Annotated in this window: 19 protein-coding genes and 1 tRNA gene; 11 read left to right on the forward strand and 9 right to left on the reverse strand. The window is 59.1% G+C overall.

The window, feature by feature from the left end:
• The first annotated feature begins 60 nt into the window (after positions 1–60).
• Positions 61–1,314 (forward strand): tyrosine--tRNA ligase, encoded by a 1,254-nt coding sequence (gene tyrS, locus AC2FIO_RS07445; protein ID WP_496696672.1) that lies wholly within the window; start codon positions 61–63, stop codon positions 1,312–1,314.
• A gap of 79 nt (positions 1,315–1,393) precedes the next feature.
• Here tyrS and AC2FIO_RS07450 read toward each other — a convergent pair whose 3' ends face one another.
• Positions 1,394–2,629 carry a hypothetical protein gene (locus AC2FIO_RS07450; RefSeq protein WP_496696674.1) on the reverse strand — a complete coding sequence of 412 codons (1,236 nt, stop codon included), beginning with the start codon at positions 2,627–2,629 and terminating at the stop codon, positions 1,394–1,396.
• A gap of 241 nt (positions 2,630–2,870) precedes the next feature.
• Here AC2FIO_RS07450 and AC2FIO_RS07455 point away from each other — a divergent pair, with 241 nt between their 5' ends.
• A complete protein-coding gene (locus AC2FIO_RS07455) occupies positions 2,871–3,626 on the forward strand; it encodes a 3-hydroxyacyl-CoA dehydrogenase (RefSeq protein ID WP_496696675.1) in 756 nt (251 codons plus the stop codon).
• A 9-nt stretch (positions 3,627–3,635) separates the two neighbouring features.
• Complete coding sequence (locus tag AC2FIO_RS07460; RefSeq protein WP_472723931.1) at positions 3,636–4,187, forward strand: sugar O-acetyltransferase; 552 nt, start codon at positions 3,636–3,638, stop codon at positions 4,185–4,187.
• Here AC2FIO_RS07460 and AC2FIO_RS07465 read toward each other — a convergent pair.
• The 3 genes from AC2FIO_RS07465 to AC2FIO_RS07475 all read right to left on the reverse strand — a co-directional run bounded on the left by AC2FIO_RS07465 (position 4,184) and on the right by AC2FIO_RS07475 (position 7,366).
• Positions 4,184–5,992, reverse strand: a complete 1,809-nt coding sequence (locus tag AC2FIO_RS07465) for an ABC-F family ATP-binding cassette domain-containing protein (protein WP_109311334.1) — start codon at positions 5,990–5,992, stop codon at positions 4,184–4,186. The two genes, AC2FIO_RS07460 and AC2FIO_RS07465, sit on opposite strands and share 4 nt — an antisense overlap.
• 67 nt (positions 5,993–6,059) lie before the next feature.
• Positions 6,060–6,794, reverse strand: coding sequence for a GNAT family N-acetyltransferase (locus AC2FIO_RS07470; RefSeq protein WP_496696678.1), 735 nt, complete (start codon positions 6,792–6,794; stop codon positions 6,060–6,062).
• 98 nt (positions 6,795–6,892) lie between these two features.
• A complete protein-coding gene (locus AC2FIO_RS07475) occupies positions 6,893–7,366 on the reverse strand; it encodes an outer membrane protein assembly factor BamE (protein ID WP_058274497.1) in 474 nt (157 codons plus the stop codon).
• Between the two features lie 84 nt (positions 7,367–7,450).
• On the opposite strand from AC2FIO_RS07475, the gene AC2FIO_RS07480 reads away from it, so the two are divergent.
• From AC2FIO_RS07480 to AC2FIO_RS07515, 8 genes are all read left to right on the forward strand, one after another.
• On the forward strand, positions 7,451–7,987 hold the full coding sequence (locus AC2FIO_RS07480; protein WP_496696680.1) for a YceD family protein: 537 nt from the start codon (positions 7,451–7,453) through the stop codon (positions 7,985–7,987).
• Positions 7,988–8,193: 206 nt separating this feature from the next.
• Positions 8,194–8,400, forward strand: coding sequence for a 50S ribosomal protein L32 (gene rpmF, locus AC2FIO_RS07485; RefSeq protein ID WP_037316137.1), 207 nt, complete (start codon positions 8,194–8,196; stop codon positions 8,398–8,400).
• A gap of 24 nt (positions 8,401–8,424) precedes the next feature.
• Positions 8,425–9,513 carry a phosphate acyltransferase PlsX gene (gene plsX, locus AC2FIO_RS07490; RefSeq protein ID WP_058277573.1) on the forward strand — a complete coding sequence of 363 codons (1,089 nt, stop codon included), beginning with the start codon at positions 8,425–8,427 and terminating at the stop codon, positions 9,511–9,513.
• A gap of 21 nt (positions 9,514–9,534) precedes the next feature.
• Positions 9,535–10,506, forward strand: coding sequence for a beta-ketoacyl-ACP synthase III (locus AC2FIO_RS07495; RefSeq protein ID WP_109311337.1), 972 nt, complete (start codon positions 9,535–9,537; stop codon positions 10,504–10,506).
• A 96-nt stretch (positions 10,507–10,602) separates the two neighbouring features.
• A complete protein-coding gene (gene ihfA / locus AC2FIO_RS07500; RefSeq protein WP_058274526.1) occupies positions 10,603–10,905 on the forward strand; it encodes an integration host factor subunit alpha in 303 nt (100 codons plus the stop codon).
• Positions 10,906–10,923: 18 nt separating this feature from the next.
• Positions 10,924–11,565 (forward strand): MerR family transcriptional regulator, encoded by a 642-nt coding sequence (locus tag AC2FIO_RS07505; RefSeq protein ID WP_109311338.1) that lies wholly within the window; start codon positions 10,924–10,926, stop codon positions 11,563–11,565.
• Between the two features lie 61 nt (positions 11,566–11,626).
• Positions 11,627–11,703 (forward strand) — tRNA-Pro (locus AC2FIO_RS07510).
• A 61-nt stretch (positions 11,704–11,764) separates the two neighbouring features.
• Positions 11,765–12,844 carry a 2'-deoxycytidine 5'-triphosphate deaminase gene (locus AC2FIO_RS07515; protein ID WP_496696685.1) on the forward strand — a complete coding sequence of 360 codons (1,080 nt, stop codon included), beginning with the start codon at positions 11,765–11,767 and terminating at the stop codon, positions 12,842–12,844.
• Positions 12,845–12,896: 52 nt separating this feature from the next.
• Here AC2FIO_RS07515 and AC2FIO_RS07520 read toward each other — a convergent pair whose 3' ends face one another.
• The 5 genes from AC2FIO_RS07520 to AC2FIO_RS07540 all read right to left on the reverse strand — a co-directional run bounded on the left by AC2FIO_RS07520 (position 12,897) and on the right by AC2FIO_RS07540 (position 16,680).
• Positions 12,897–13,067 (reverse strand): hypothetical protein, encoded by a 171-nt coding sequence (locus AC2FIO_RS07520; protein ID WP_159089934.1) that lies wholly within the window; start codon positions 13,065–13,067, stop codon positions 12,897–12,899.
• Positions 13,068–13,130: 63 nt separating this feature from the next.
• On the reverse strand, positions 13,131–13,787 hold the full coding sequence (scpB, locus tag AC2FIO_RS07525; RefSeq protein ID WP_496696688.1) for an SMC-Scp complex subunit ScpB: 657 nt from the start codon (positions 13,785–13,787) through the stop codon (positions 13,131–13,133).
• Complete coding sequence (locus AC2FIO_RS07530; RefSeq protein WP_058274503.1) at positions 13,780–14,574, reverse strand: segregation and condensation protein A; 795 nt, start codon at positions 14,572–14,574, stop codon at positions 13,780–13,782. The genes scpB and AC2FIO_RS07530 overlap by 8 nt, the downstream gene beginning before the upstream one ends.
• Positions 14,564–15,571 carry a beta-N-acetylhexosaminidase gene (gene nagZ / locus AC2FIO_RS07535; RefSeq protein WP_496696690.1) on the reverse strand — a complete coding sequence of 336 codons (1,008 nt, stop codon included), beginning with the start codon at positions 15,569–15,571 and terminating at the stop codon, positions 14,564–14,566. Before nagZ ends, AC2FIO_RS07530 begins: the two co-directional genes overlap by 11 nt.
• Positions 15,568–16,680: an SPOR domain-containing protein gene (locus tag AC2FIO_RS07540; RefSeq protein WP_496696692.1), complete on the reverse strand. Its 1,113-nt coding sequence runs from the start codon at positions 16,678–16,680 to the stop codon at positions 15,568–15,570. Before AC2FIO_RS07540 ends, nagZ begins: the two co-directional genes overlap by 4 nt.
• Between the last annotated feature and the right edge of the window lie 30 nt (positions 16,681–16,710).

Below are 16,710 nucleotides of genomic sequence, written 5' to 3' on the forward strand. Positions count from 1 at the left end.
TTTCCTTACCCAAAGCGCCGCCTATACAGTGCCCCGCAACATAAACCCAAAGGGCACGATATGACCTACCACCCCAAATCGGATTTCATCGCCACGATGATCGAGCGCGGCTTTCTCGCCGACTGCACCGATTATCAGGGCCTTGACGAGGCGCTGATCAGTGGGTGCAAACCGGCCTATATCGGCTTTGATGCGACGGCCAAGTCGTTGCATGTGGGCAGCCTGATTCAGATCATGATGCTGCGCTGGTTCCAGAAAACTGGCCACCAGCCAATCACCCTTATGGGCGGCGGCACCACCAAGGTGGGCGACCCGTCGTTCCGCGCGGATGAACGCCCCCTGCTGGGTCCCGAACAGATCGACGAAAACATTGCGGGCATCAAAAAGGTGTTCTCGGCCTATATCGATTATGACAGCGATTCCGAAAACAAGGCGCTGATGCTGAACAATGCCGAATGGCTTGATGGCCTGAACTACCTCGATTTCCTACGCGATATTGGACGCCATTTCTCGGTCAACCGGATGCTGGCGTTTGAATCGGTGAAATCACGGTTGGATCGCGAGCAATCGTTGAGCTTCCTTGAGTTCAACTACATGATCCTGCAGGCCTATGATTTCCTTGAGCTGAACCGCCGTTACGGCTGCGTCCTGCAGATGGGCGGCTCGGATCAGTGGGGCAACATCGTCAACGGTATCGACCTGACGCGTCGGGTGCTGGATCATGAGATCTACGGCCTGACTTCGCCGCTTCTGACCACCAGCGACGGCAAGAAGATGGGCAAGTCGCAGGACGGTGCGGTCTGGCTGAACGCCGAGATGCGCTCGCCTTACGAATTCTGGCAGTTCTGGCGGAACACGACCGACGCGGATGTTGGCCGTTTCCTGAAGCTTTACACCGAAATGCCGGTGGATGAGTGTGACCGACTGGGCGCGCTGCAAGGGTCCGAGATCAACGAAGCCAAAATCCGTCTTGCCAACGAGGTCACCGCCCTGCTGCACGGAACTGAGGCTGCGGCCAATGCCGAAGCCACGGCGCGGGAAGTGTTCGAAAAGGGCGGCGTTGGGGATGATCTCCCGACCCTTACCCTCAGCGCGGATGAGCTGGGTGACGGGATGTCCATCGTGCAGGTCATCGTGAAATCGGGTCTGGCAAAGTCCGGTAAAGAGGCCAAACGCCTGATCGCAGAAAACGGTGCGAAACTGGATGACGCACCGCTAACTGATGCCGGGCTGATGATCGACGCGGGCGCATTGTCGTCGCCGATCAAGTTGAGCGCTGGTAAAAAGCGCCACGCACTGGTTCAGCTAGGCTAGGCCACTCAATAGTTCAGAAAAACAAAGGCCACCCAGTTGGGTGGCCTTTTTCCTTTGGCTGGCGTCAAAACGCCTATTGTTAGCGCTCTTCCTTACCGCCGCCATTGCTGCCGCCGTTGCCAGAACCACCGCCGCCGTGACCTTGACCGTTATTGCTGCCGCCGTTGCCGGTTCCGGGGCCAGATCCGCCGTTGTTTCCGCCGCCGTTACCGGAGTTACCAGCGTTGCCGTTCCCGTTCCCGGGCCCACCGTTGCTGCCGCCATTTCCGTTGCCGCCACCGTGGCCACCGCCGTTGCTACCACCGTTTCCGGAGCCGCCGCCGTTGCCAGAGCCGCCACCCTGACCATTATTGCCACCACCGTTTCCAGTTCCGGGTCCAGATCCGCCGTTGTTGCCACCGCCGTTACCCGGGTTGCCGGCATTGCCGTTGCCATTGCCGGGGCCATTTCCGCCGCCGTTGCCGCCGCCATTTCCGCCGCCGTTGCCGCCGCCATTACCGCCGCCGTTGCCGCCGCCATTTCCGCCGCCGTTGCCGCCGCCGTTGCCGCCGCCATTTCCGCCGCCATTTCCGCCGCCGTTGCCGCCGCCATTTCCGCCGCCGTTGCCGCCGCCATTTCCGCCGCCGTTGCCGCCGCCGTTGCCGCCGCCGTCTCCACCGCCGCTGCCGCCGCCGTCTCCACCGCCGCTGCCGCCGCCGTCTCCACCGCCGCTGCCGCCGCCGTCTCCACCGCCGCCGTCTCCACCGCCGCCGTCTCCACCGCCATTACCGCCGCCGTCTCCGCCGCCGCCGCCGCCGTCTCCACCGCCGCCGTCTCCACCGCCATTACCGCCGCCGCCGCCGTCTCCGCCACCTGGGCCACCTGGTGCTCCGCCGGGACCGCCTGGCGCTCCGCCACCAGACCCGCCGCCAGAAGAGTTACCTCCTCCAGAAGATTCGCCGCCCGAACCATTCTCACCGCTGGAGTTGGAACCGCTCCCAGATGATTGGCTGGAATCACGATCTTCGCCATTCGAGGTCACCGCCGCGATCGTCCCAGTTGAAAAATCCGTCAACAATGCGGCCAAACCGGGGCACTGTTGACCAGTTGCAGCCAGTATCGAATCGAAATCGGAGTGCTTCTGCAGCCGGTTCAGGAAACTCGGGGTCACCTGAGTGCAATCACACAGTGTTTGGTAGTCTCCTGCATTTGCTGCGATCCGTGCTGTGCGTGCGTCGCAAACCCCAGATGCAGCTTGCGCTGTGGTCACCAAAAGCGCCCCAACAAACGGAGAGGCCACCAAAGCCGAAACGCTAGATTTCAGTTTAATTCGCATCATTTAGCTCCTTGCGCCTTAACACCCAAGTGCGTCAGGGTCTTCGATTACCAAGTGGGAGCCGCAAATGAAGTGCGGATAAATATCCGCTGAAGATGCGTTAACTTTGGCTCACCACCACTCATTAAACTCGGGCACGACACCAGTTGTGACGGTCCGATAGGCCAAATATACAATATCTATTACGACCGCCACATCAAAAGTGGCAGAAAAGTGTCAAAATTTTGGAGAGGTATCCGTGATGCAACTATCGACATCCGCGGCAATCATAACTGGCGGCGCGTCAGGTTTGGGTGAGGCCACCGCCCGCTATTTCGCAGAACAGGGCGCGCAGGTGACGCTCCTGGACCGCGACGCCGCGCGTGGCCCTAAGGTTGCCGAAGACATCGGCGGGCATTTCGCTCAGACCGATGTGACAGATGAAAACTCAGTAGCGGCGGCAATCGAGCACGCGAAGGGCAAGATGGGTCGCATCACGGCCTCTGTGAACTGCGCCGGGATCGCCTATGGGATCAAGACAGTCGGCAAGGATGGTCCCCACCCTTTGGACGCGTTTCAGCGCACAATCGACATCAATCTGGTGGGTACGTTCAATGTCTCGCGCCTGGCCGCAGCTGAAATGGCTAAGAACGAACCCGAACCGGACGGCGCGCGTGGAGTAATCATCAACACGGCCTCAATCGCAGCCTTCGACGGACAAAAGGGACAAGCGGCCTATGCAGCCTCGAAAGGCGGTGTCGTGGGGATGACGCTGCCAATGGCGCGCGATCTGGCCTCAACCGGCATTCGCGTGATGACCATCGCTCCGGGGATTTTCATGACACCGATGCTGGCCGGTCTGCCCGAAGAGGTTCAACAACAACTGGCGGCAGATGTCCCAAACCCTGCACGTCTGGGTGATCCGAAAGAATACGGGCGGTTGGCCGGTTTCATTGTCGAGATGGGCTACTTGAACGGAGAAGTCATCCGCATCGACGGAGCCCTTCGTATGCGTTAAGCCTGTCCCATGACAGAGCGGGAAAAGATGCAGTCCGGGCAGTGGTATAACTGCCTGGACCCGGAACTTGAGGCGCTGCGCACCCGCGCCCGGCACGCAGTCCACGCACACAACACCTGCCCGCCTGACGCCCGTGGTGCCACGGCACCCGAGTTGCTGGCGTTGTTCGCTCGAGTCGGACCGGATTGCTTACTCGAGGCTCCGTTTCATTGCGCCTACGGGCTAAACATCCACCTCGGCGCGCGGGTCTATTTCAATGCCGGCTGCGTCGTTCTGGACACCGCACAGGTTCGGATCGGCGATGACACGATGTTCGGCCCGCATGCCCAGATCTACTGTGCTCAGCACGCCAAAGACCCGGCAGAACGCGCACAAGGTTTGGAAATCGGGATACCGGTGACCATTGGCCGAAACGTCTGGGTTGGCGGAGGTGCCATCGTGATGCCCGGCGTCACCATCGGCGACAACGCCATTATTGGTGCAGGCAGCATTGTAACCAAAGACGTCGCGGCCGGAGAAACGGTTGTCGGCAACCCTGCCCAACCATTGACGCGCCGCTAGGCGCCTTCGGCCTTTTCCTCAAGCACCAGCCACTCTTCTTCGGCGGCGGCCAGTTTCTCTTGTCGTTCGACCAGCGCCTCGGTCGCCTTCTGGAACTTGACCGGTTCACGGGTGAACAGTTCAGGATCTGACATAAGCTCTTCCAGCTTGCCTATTTCAGCTTCCAGGCGGGCAATCTCGGCAGGCAACTTCTCAAGCCGATGCTTTTCCGAGAAAGATAGCCCGGATTTCGGCTGCGCTTCTTGCTTTTGCTTTGACTTCGAAGTCTTTGCTTTTTCAGCTTTCTTTTCGGCAACGTCACCCCGTTGCGCGATGTAGTCCGACCATCCGCCCGCATAGACGGTCGCGCGGCCATTGCCCTCCATCGCAATCGTTGTGGTGGCAACCCGGTCCAGAAAATCCCGATCGTGGCTGACCAGCAGGACGGTGCCGTCATAGTCGTCGAGCAGTTCCTGCAATAGGTCCAGCGTTTCAACGTCCAGATCGTTGGTCGGTTCGTCCAGCACTAAAAGGTTCGAGGACTTGGCCATCAGTTTCGCCAACAGCAAACGCGCTTTTTCGCCACCTGACAATGACTTAACGGCCGCTCTTGCCTGCGCATCATCAAACAGGAATTCCTTGAGGTATCCGACCACGTGCTTTGGCTGGCCACCGACCATCACCTGATCCGCTTTGCCGGAAACCCGCATTTCGGGATCGCCTGTCAGGCTATCCCACAGGGTCATTTCGGGATCCAGCTGCGCGCGAGCCTGGTCGAAAACCGCGATTTCAAGATTGGTGCCCAGCGTCACTGTTCCTTCGTCGGGCTGTTCCTGACCCAGCAACATTTTGAGCAGGGTTGTCTTTCCCACACCATTCGGTCCGACAAAGGCAACGCGATCCCCACGTTGTGCCAACAGATCAAAGTTCCGAACGATCTGCTGCGCGCCAAAAGACTTGGACAACCCCTTGGCTTCAATCACTTTTCGCCCAGACTTTGGTCCGCCTTCCAGCGACATTGCCGCTGATCCTTGACGTTTGATCTGCGCGGCCTTTTCAGCGCGTAAGGCCTGCAAAGCCCGCACCCGGCCTTGATTTCGCTTGCGCCGTGCACTGATACCTTCGACCGCCCATTTGGCTTCAGATTTGATCAGACGATTCAGCTTGTGACGCTGTTGATCTTCTTCTTCCCAAATCTTGTCGCGCCAGGTTTCAAAAGCCTCAAACCCTTGCTCCTGCCGCCGTACCATGCCGCGGTCGATCCACAACGTCGCGCGGGTCAAAGCGCGCAAAAACGCACGGTCATGTGAAATCAGAACGAAGGCTGCGCGGGTCGATCCCAGTTCGCGTTCCAGCCAGGCAATCGCTTCGATATCCAGATGGTTTGTCGGCTCGTCCAGCAGCATCAGGTCCGGCGCTTCGGCCATCAGCTTGGCCAATGCGGCCCTGCGACGCTCGCCACCCGAAGCGGTTTCAATCGGGCGGGAGGGATCGAACTTCAGCCCCTCGCCCGCGCGTTCGACCTTGTACAGCTCACCCGGCTCCAACTCGCTGGACGCGTAATCGCCCAGTGTCGCGAACCCTTCCATGCCGGGGTCCTGCTCCATGTAGCCAACAGATTTTCCGGGCGGCACCACGATGTCACCCTGATCAGGCTCGACTAGACCGGCCATGACTTTCATCAGGGTCGACTTTCCCGACCCGTTTCGCCCAACCAACGCAACTCGGTCGCCCGGCTGAACCACTAGGTCCAGCCCCGAAAACACCGGATCGCCCCCGAAAGTCAGGGAAATGCCGGACATCTGCAACAAAGGAATTCTCGCCATGCCGCCAGCTAAACCGGTGGACACAAAGCGTCAACGCCCCTGTTTCACCTTTTCGAAAATACTCAAACTACCGGACCACTGCGCGCAGCAACCGTTTTCGGGCCGGGGGGATCGCCCCGATCTCAAGCCCGGTGAATACATGCAGCGTATTCATATGCCGATCCACAACCGCATGATCACTGACCCAGCCGCCCATCATCAGATAGGTGCGCAACAATGGAGGCATCCGCAACATAGCCTTTTTCACATCGGGCCTACGCCGCAGGCGAGAGGCAAACTTGAATACATCGGGGGCCTTGACCCGCGGCAACCAACGCTTTGGCGCCAGATGCCGTTGCTTCAACATGGCAAAGGCGTCCAGATACTCGACCGTTTCGGTTCCTGCAAAGGATGAGCAGCCGAACAACATCTTGACGTTGTTCTGGTCCACGTAATTGGTCATCGCACCCCAGGCGACCCGCAGGATATCCGGGTCTGTCCATTCCGGGTGAATGCAGAAACGGCCCATTTCGACCATGCGGCCGTCGAACCCTTTGAGGGCAGACAGGTCATAGAACTGGGCAGAATAACTGCGGTCAACCTCGGCCCCGTGCTCTATTGTCAGCAACCTGAAACAACACACCAGCCTTCCATCGGAGCGCGAATCTTCAACAAGGATATGCGCGCAGACCGGATCAAATTCGTCCCGGTCAATCTGATCCGTCCCAAATGCCAGGGTTCGCAGTTCCTGCGCCGCCTCCACATCCTGTGGGGACTGCGCCAAACGAGCCCGGTATCTGCCCTTGCCCAGCAATAATGCCATGGTCGCATCCTCCGCGGTTGCTGACCTGCTTCATGTTGCAGCGGTTCTACCACAGAACATGTGACTGTCCTGTGACCGTCGCAAGAGGCGGCGCAGACTTAATTCGCGCCCGGAATGTTCGCAGGGTTGAAGTTGCCGATATTGCCCAACAGCTGGCGCAGGAAGCCACGGTTCTGAACGCTGGATTCGGTCACGCGGCGGTCCAGTACCACCACATATCCATCCTCAAGACCAAAACGTTCGATATTCCGCACAACGCCACGCTGGTCAAAGCTGATCGCAACCAGTTCGCGCGACACCACTTCGGGGCGCTTAGGACCGTAATGGCGCACGCGAGAGCGGACATAGTAAAAACCCGAATCCTTCACCAGCCCGGCAGAGCTGGGCGCTCCGATGGTTTCAACAACGCTGTCGCGGGTATCGACGCCCACTTTGATCTCAGCCAGTTGGTCAGCCGGCGGGACGTATCCGTGATTCTTGAAGATTGGCGTGCAAGCGCCAGCCGCAACCAAACAGGCCGCAAAGACAAGCCTTTTGGACGCCGGTTTCAACCTGTTCACAACCTTCAACATTTACATCCTCTTGCCTTGGGACCTTGCGGACCCTATCCGATTACATAAACCGCAGCCCCGGTTCAACACACGAAAGGGTCACGAATGACGACTAATACATCTCTGCGGGTGGCCGACCTGCCCCAAAACGCGCCCACGCCGTTTGATTTGCGCCCCGATAGCAAGGGCCTGGACGCGATCAAAACCGAACTGGGATTGTTGGGCCTGCGCAAGCTTAGCTTTGTGGGTGACGTAAGGGCACAAGGCAAACGCGATTGGATTCTTGCCGGAAAACTGGGGGCGACGGTGATTCAACCCTGTGTCGTGACGCTTGAACCCGTAACCACGCGCATCGATATCCCTGTGTCACGGGTCTATCTGAAAGACTGGCAAAACCCCGACGAGCCTGAATTCGAAATCCCCGAAGGCGATGAGACCGAAGCACTGGGCGCGGAAATCGACACTGCGTCGGTGATGGTTGAGGCGCTGTCACTTGCCCTGCCCCAATACCCACGGAAGGACGGCGCAGAATTGGAACAGGCCGGCTATACTGAGCCGGGCAAACAGGCGATGACGGACGAAGACGCAAAGCCGTTTGCCGGACTGGCGAATTTGCGCGATGCTTTGAAAAAAGACGAGTGACATAGGTCTGTTTTCCTGTCATAGCAGGCCTCCAGAAAAATCGCTTGAACATGCCGAGAATCGCAGTATTTTCGCGCGCTCAACGGAATTTGGGTTGGACATTGCGGGGCCCGTCCCCTAAACGCGCGTCAAACCACTAGAAAAACGAAGAATGAAACCCGGCCAGCAGCGAATCTGCTGACCCTTAATAGACAAAGGTTGAGACCATGGCTGTCCAACAGAACAAAGTTTCCAAGTCGCGCCGCAACAATCGCCGCGCACATGACGCTCTGGTTGCTGCAAACCCGAACGAATGCGCAAACTGTGGCGAACTGAAGCGCCCGCACCACGTCTGCGCGTCCTGCGGCCATTATGATGACCGTGAAGTCGTCGCTCAGGCCGACGAAATCGACCTGGACGAAGACGCGGCCTAAGCCTCATAACTCGTAGGCCAAGGCATGACGGAACAGCCCACGCAAGCCGGACGGATTACCATCTCGGTTGACGCTATGGGCGGAGATTCGGGGCCCGCGACTGTTGTTGCGGGCATTGCCAAATCGGCAAACAAGAACCCCGATATCGCCTTCGTTCTGCACGGGCCCGAGCAAAAGTTGCGCAAACTTGTCGCCAAACGGCGTGTCCTGCAGGGACGCGTCGTTTTTCGTGATTGCCCCGACGTGGTCACGATGGAGGACAAGCCTAGTCAGGTCGTCCGCAGCGGCAAGCAGACATCGATGTGGTCGACGCTGGAAACAGTGCGCAAAGGCGAAGCCCACGGCGCTGTTTCCTGTGGCAATACCGGCGCGCTAATGGCGCTGTCGATGATGCGTTTGCGCAAATTGCCGGGCGTGAACCGCCCGGCCATCGCGATTCTGTGGCCCTCGCGCAACCCTCAGGGCTTTAACGTGATGCTGGATGTCGGCGCCGATGTGCGGGCCGACGCCAAGGATCTGCTGCAATATGCGCTGATGGGGGCGTCTTATGCCCGCAACGGCATGGCACTGGATCGGCCCCGGATCGGTTTGCTGAATGTTGGCACCGAAGAACACAAAGGCCGGGCCGAACTGAAAGAAGCCCACGCGATGATCTCGGAATTCGCAGAGCAGGCGAATTTTGACTTCGCAGGCTTCGTGGAGGGCAGCGACATTCCCGGTGACAAGGCGGATGTCATTGTTACCGATGGCTTTACCGGAAACGTCGCAATCAAAACCGGCGAAGGCACGGCCAGCCTGATCGGTGACCTGCTGCGCGAGGCCTTTAAATATTCCCCCCTGTCCCGGCTCGCATCGGTTCTGGCCATCACCTCGCTGCAACGGTTGAAGAAACGCATCGACCCACGCCAAGTGAATGGCGGTGTCTTTCTTGGCCTCAACGGAACCGTGGTCAAATCACATGGTGGCGCAGATGCCACCGGAGTTTCGGCAGCGATCAAACTGGCCTTTACCCTGGCCGAATCCGGTTTCGCCGAAAAATTGGCGGCACGGGTTGCATCGACAGCCCAGCTTGCACAAGATGCCGCGCACGTACCGCCAAAGGCGGGCGAATAACAATAAAGGCAGTACCCCCAAATGGCAGGCCGTTCAGTTGTTGTAGGTGTCGGACACTATTTGCCAGAGCGCATCGTTCCGAATTCCGAATTTGAAAAGACGCTAGATACGTCGGACGAGTGGATCAAAGCTCGCTCGGGAATCGAACGCCGCCACTTTGCCGCTGATGGTGAAACCACGTCCGATCTGGCGACCAACGCTGCTTTGGCCGCCCTGGCCGATGCTGGCCTGAAGGCCGAGGATATCGACGCCATCATCCTGGCGACATCGACTGCTGACCTGACTTTCCCCTCTGCCGCGACGATGGTCCAGGCGCGCCTGGGCATGACCCACGGATTTGCGTTTGACGTGCAAGCCGTCTGTGCGGGCTTTGTTTTTGCCCTCAGCAACGCCAACGCTTTGATCGTGTCCGGTCAGGCCAAACGTGTGCTGGTCATCGGCGCCGAGACGTTTTCGCGCATCATGGATTGGACTGATCGGTCCACTTGCGTGCTGTTTGGCGACGGTGCCGGCGCGTTGATTCTTGAGCTGCAGGACAGCGAAGGAACCGCGCAGGATCGCGGCATTCTGTCGACTGACCTGAATTCTGATGGGCGCTACAAGGATTTGCTCTATGTCGACGGCGGTGTGTCGACCCAATCGACCGGGCATCTGCGGATGCAGGGCAATCAGGTGTTCCGCCACGCGGTCGAAAAGCTGGCCAAAACCGCAGAAACGGCCCTGGGGCGTGCCGGTCTGACCAACGCGGACGTCGATTGGATCGTGCCACATCAGGCCAACATTCGCATCATTCAGGGCACTGCCAAGAAAATGGGCCTGCCGATGGATAACGTTGTCGTGACAGTTCAGGATCACGGCAACACGTCCGCCGCATCGATTCCTCTGGCCCTGTCAGTGGGCAAACAACGGGGCCAGATCAAGACCGGGGATCTGATCGTGACCGAGGCTATCGGCGGCGGCCTGGCATGGGGCGCAGTGGTTCTGCGCTGGTAACCGGCGCAAAACGGCTTACACAGCCTCGTGCAATTCATTGATATTGACAGCGAATTTGCCATCACCATATTCTCTGATATCAACAGGGGAAATGGTATGGGCGAAAAAACACTGACGCGAATGGATCTGAGCGAGGCTGTTTTCCGCGAGGTTGGCCTTTCACGTAATGAAAGTGCGCAGCTTGTCGAAAGCGTCTTGAACCACATGTCGGACGCACTGGTCCAAGGTGAACAGGTCAAGATTTCATCGTTTGGTACGTTCAGTGTTCGGGACAAAACCGCCCGCATCGGCCGTAATCCCAAAACCGGCGAAGAGGTGCCAATTCAGCCTCGACGTGTCCTGACATTCCGCCCGTCGCACCTGATGAAGGATCGCGTCGCCGCAGGGAATCGCAAGTAAATTCGGGACGGAACGGTCATGAGCAAGTCCCCCGACGCCTTTCGCACAATAAGTGAAGTTGCGGACTGGTTAGGCGTTCAGGCTCATGTCCTGCGCTTCTGGGAAAGCCGTTTTAGCCAAGTCAAACCCGTCAAACGCGCGGGTGGCCGCAGGTATTACCGGCCAAATGATATGCGCCTTTTGGGTGGTATCAAAAAGCTGCTGCACGAGGACGGGATCACCATAAAAGGCGTCCAACGCATCCTGCGTGAACAAGGCGTGGCCTATGTTTCCTCGCTGTCGCCCAGCCTGGATGAGCCCGCCGCGCCTGAAAGCGCCCCGGCAGATGATACCGTTGTCGTGCCCTTTTCCGCCAAGCCTGCCACGCCCAGCGATCAGATTGATCTCGATCTGGGCGAACCGGCCCCGGTAGCCGAGGCAACCGCTCCGGCTGAACAAGCCCCTCAGGCCGAAACGCCCCCGCCTGCCCCGCAGCAACCACAAGCAGAGCCATCACAGCCTGCGCCCGAGTATCTGGATGAAGCCCCCCTGATGGGCGGCATCGCCACACAAGCGTGGGAACGGACCGAGTTTGACGACGATCTTTTGCGTCGGATTGCACCAATCGCCAAGGACTTGCGCGCTGTCATCAACCGAATTGAGAACCGGTCGGCAGGATAAGAAAAAAGGCGATGATTTCCTCTTGCCCCCGCCGGGAAAGTCTTTATGAACACCTCAACGTCGGGCTATGGCGCAGCCTGGTAGCGCGTCCGTCTGGGGGACGGAAGGTCGCAGGTTCGAGTCCTGCTAGCCCGACCAAATCACACCGACGTTTATGGCAGACTGGCCAGATCCCGCTCTGGCAACAGAGGGGATCGGAATGACAGGTGTATGCCCAAACCAACAGATCGAGGCGATGATCGGCCGCGGTGAGATCACCGCCAGCCCCGAGGTTATCCCGGCGCAAATTCAACCCGCCAGCCTTGATTTACGTTTAGGTACAGTTGCTTACCGGGTCCGCGCTTCATTTCTATCCGGCGAAGGACGTTCGGTCGCGGATCGTCTCGCCGAGTTCGAGATGCACCGCATCGACATCACCGACGGAGCCGTTCTGGAAAAAGGCTGCGTCTATCTGGTGCCGCTGATGGAATCGCTGGCCCTGCCCACCGATACCAGCGCGGTGGCAAATGCCAAAAGCTCGACCGGGCGGCTGGATCTTCTGACCCGCACGATCACCGATGGTGGCACCGAGTTTGACCGGGTACCGGCAGGCTATAACGGGCCGCTTTTTGCCGAGATCTGTCCACGCTCATTCTCGGTTCTGGTGAGACCGGGCATGCGGCTGAACCAGATTCGCTTTCGTCAGGGTCAGGCAGTGCTCAGCGACGCGGAACTGACCGCATTGCACAACGACTCGCCACTGGTCGACGGACCGGCGGTCATTCAGGATGGGCTGGGATTCTCGGTCGACCTGCAATTGCCCGACACTGATCTGGTTGGCTATCGGGCCAAACCGCATACCGGTGTGATCGATCTGGACCGGATTGGGGAATATGACCCGCAAGAATACTGGGAAGAGGTGCGCACCACCGATGGCCGTATCATCCTGGACCCCGGCGCATTCTATATCCTGGTCAGCCGCGAGGCGGTCCATATTCCCCCGATGTATGCGGCTGAAATGGCCCCCTACCTTGCAATGGTCGGCGAGTTCCGGGTGCACTATGCCGGATTCTTCGATCCCGGCTTTGGTCACGCCGCGGCGGGCGGTGCGGGATCACGCGGCGTGCTGGAAGTACGCTGCCACGAGGCTCCCTTTGTTCTGGAACATGGGCAGGTCGTCGGGAGGCTGGTCTATGAGAAGATGGCCGAAATGCCCACGCAGCTTTATGGTGCGGGCATCGCGTCGAATTATCAGGGACAGGGGCTGAAACTGTCCAAACACTTCAAGGCTGTTGGTTAACACTTCTTGAACCGGCGCACGTTCAGATTACGCCCTGCGCCGGGCTTATCTGCTAGGCTTGACGGTTGCTGTCGTCATTTGCGCCCGAGTCATGAGGCACAGCCGATCTTTGTTTCGGCTTTCCCATCCGGCCCGCCACATCAAAACCCTTGTCGATTCCTTTGTTGACGACCCGCCGCATGATCTGGCGGATGATCATGTCGATGATGCGATTCATATTCATTGCTCAACTCCTCAGATTGGCCACAACATAGGTGATTCCAACGGCAACAAAAGGGCCAAGTTATCACTCTTCCTCGAACAGCTCGGTCTGGTCCTCATCTTCGCCGTCATCATGCCCCTCGCCCAATGGCATCGTGCCCGGGGGGGGCCGGTTTTCCAGCAACCCAGCAGCCCGCAATTCCTTGAGCCCCGGAAGATCGCGGGCGTTTTCCAACCCGAAATGATCCAGAAACTGTGGCGTCACAACAAAGGTGACCGGACGGCCGGGTGTCATCCGGCGACGGCCCAGACGGATCCACTCCATTTCCAACAGTTGATCGATTGTACCGCGCGAAACCGAGACGCCCCGGATCTCTTCGATCTCGGCACGGGTGCAGGGCTGATGATAGGCGACGATGGCCAGCGTTTCGATGGCTGCGCGGCTCAACTTGCGAGTTTCAACCGTTTCCTTTTGCATCAGAAAACCCAGATCGGGGGCGGTGCGAATAGCCCAAGCCTCACCCACGCGGACAACGCGGACACCCCGGCCTTCATACCGTTTCTGCAAAATTTTAACCGCTTGCGCCGCGTCGCTGCCATGGGGCATCCGCGCCTCAAGATCGGCGATCGTCACTGGCTCGGAACTGGCGAACAGCACAGCCTCGACCATGCGCTCCTGCTCCGCCAGGGGTGGCGCTTCGAACAGAGTGCCGGTGCCTTCGTCTTGCGGTTCGTCAGTCACGTGTGTCAGTCCTTTTGCGCAAATGGATCGGAGCAAACGTCTCGGTTTGCTTCATCTCCATATGTCCTTCTTTCACCAGCTCAAGCGAGGCAGCAAAGGTCGCTGCAGTGGCCGAGCGGCGACGCACCGGGTCAGCGTCCCAGCCCTCGGGCAGATAGGATTCCATATCCGTCCAAGCCCCGGCAAACCCGATCAGTGGGCGCATCCGCTCTAGCGCCTGTTCCATTGTGAAAACTGAATCGCGGTCCATAACAAAGGGGCGGAACTCGTCACGAGTTCGGATACGGGCGTATCCCTGCATCAGATCCAACAGCGTGGCAGAGTAAGTCACGGTGCGGATACGGGTGATATCCTCACCCTGCCCGCGTTTGAAGAAATCGCGCCCCAGTTGATCACGGGCCATGAGACGCGCGGCAGAGTCGCGCATGGCCTGCAGGCGTTCCAACTGGAACGCCAGGTGAGCGGCCAGTTCCTCGCCCGAGGGGCCTTCGTCATCCGGATCCGGTGGCAACAAAAGCCGGGATTTAAGGAAGGCCAGCCAGGCGGCCATGACCAGATAATCCGCCGCCAGTTCAATCCGCAGCGCGCGCGCCTTTTCCACAAAGGACAGGTACTGCTGCGCAAGCGCGAGAACCGAGATTTTCCGAAGGTCGACCTTTTGGGTTCGCGACAGGGTCAACAATACATCCAACGGACCTTCGAACCCGTCGACATCAACAATCAACGCCTCTGCCGCAAGACGATCCGCGACCGAGGCCGGGTCTTCGCTAAAGAGATTATCGTTCATATACCTGCCCGCCCATTAGGGCAGATAGTTCCGCTTCGGCCGCTTGGATGTCAAGTTCCACAGGCTTCTGTCGCATCGACAACGCCCTTTCCGCGCGCTTTTGCGCTTGCGCGGTCATTTCTCCGGCTGCTTCCAGCACCTTGGCACGCGCGTCAAACGTTCCGTTACAGTGCAGAACCACGTCGCACCCTGCGGCCAGTGACTGACGCGCAATGTCTTCGGGCGCGCCACTTAGCGCTTTCATCGAGATATCGTCAGTCATGATCAGACCGTCAAAACCGATTTTATCGCGGATCAGGCCGATCATCGCAGACGAAATCGTGGCCGGTTGCGGATCAATCCGGTCATAGACCAGATGCGCCGTCATCCCCATCGGCAGATCGTTCAGCGCCCGAAACGGTTCGAAATCCGCTTGCACAAGCTGGTCCTGTGTCAGGTCCACATGCGGCAGATCATGGTGGCTGTCCAGCGTTGCCAATCCATGCCCCGGCATGTGCTTGAGCACCGGCAAAACACCCCCATCCAGATGGCCTTTTGCAACAGCGCGCCCAAGAGTTGAAACCCGATTGGGATCAGAGCCATAACAGCGGTTCTTCAAAAACGCATGGGTATCGTCGCGCGCCAAATCGACCATCGGGGCGCAGTTGCTGTCAATGCCAAGCTCGAACAGCTCTTTTGCGATCAGTCGATACCGCAGGTACATAGCGCGTTCCGCCTGATCCCCTGCGCGGCCCGCATGATCCAGGGGCGGCATCCATTCGCGTGCCAATGGCGCACGCAGACGCTGCACACGGCCACCTTCCTGGTCGATGGTGATAGGGCAATTGCGCCCAACGGCATCACGATAGTCATCGCATAGGGCACGAACTTGTTCAGCTGTATCTATGTTGCGCGCAAACAAAATGAACCCGAATGGGTTCATCTGCTGGAATAGTCTCTTTTCCTCTGACGTCAGGCGCAGCCCTTCGGCATCGGTGATCGCAGCTCCGAACGTCACCGAACGGCAACCGGGATACAGTCTGCACCTTGTGCGACCAGAGCGGCACAGAACTGACGCGAGTCGCTCAGGTCATCAAACCCAAGAACACGCAGACGATAGAATGTCCGGCCACCGCTTGAGGTCTTCTGGATAACACGTTGTTTTCCAGCCATGTACTCACCAAAGCGGCCATTCATACGATCCCATTCCGCACGGGCCACGTCCGAGCTTTCATACGCACCCAGCTGAGCCATGCGTGTCCCTTTGGACAGGGTATTCGGATCCACATCCAGCCCAACCGCAGCTTTGACAGCGGCGTTGATCGCAGCTTCGGTATTGCTGTTGGATGAAATCCCGCTTGGCGTCGCTCGGGCTGGGCGCGTGGACGGACGCAGGGACCGGCGGACACCGGGCAGTGCCGCCAGTTCCGGGTCCGGCAATTGTGCGGCCAGATCAGCAGGGTCAATGGCGGGCTCTTCCTCGGGCAGTGCCAACGAGGCGAGTTGCACGCCCTGCTCTGCCGGTTCATCCGCTTTCGCCGCCCCACCGGCCAATTCTGCAACCAGGGCATCGACTGTATTCTGGCGCAGCTGCGCGGCCTCTTGATCCGAGATTTCTTCTTCGACGACATGCACGGCCTGCGTCGGCTTCAGCGGTTCAACAGGCGTATCTTCGTCTGTCAGCGAAACCGGGCGCGGCGCAAGGATCAAGCGATCTGCTGGCGGCGCTGCCGTTCCAACGGCTGCCACGGCATTGACGGCCAGACCCTGGTGATCGGCCGGGGTGCCGCCAGGGTTTTCCGGCTGAATGCGCATTGGCCCCTCGATGGCGCGAACAACAGGCACGCCACTAACGTCGCGCATCACCAGTTTGAAGCCCCAGACGCCGATCCCGGCGACCAATGCCAGCGACGCTACTGCACCCATGACGTTGACGATACGGCCCAGCCCTGCCCCTCGCGGAGCCTGTTCATAGCCATAGGAGTCGTCGGGATACTCATACCCATCCTCAGGATGCGGCTGATTCGTGTAATGCATCTCCTCGGGGCGCATCTGCCCCGAGTAATCGTAACTTGCCATGTCCGCCTCACCGCCCGATTGCGCCTTAAAAAGTGGCGCGCGGGTCATTTCTTGCCTACCTCGTACCGGCGCGTCGGG

The sequence above is a fragment of the Ruegeria sp. CDSB086 genome (genome assembly GCF_059611065.1).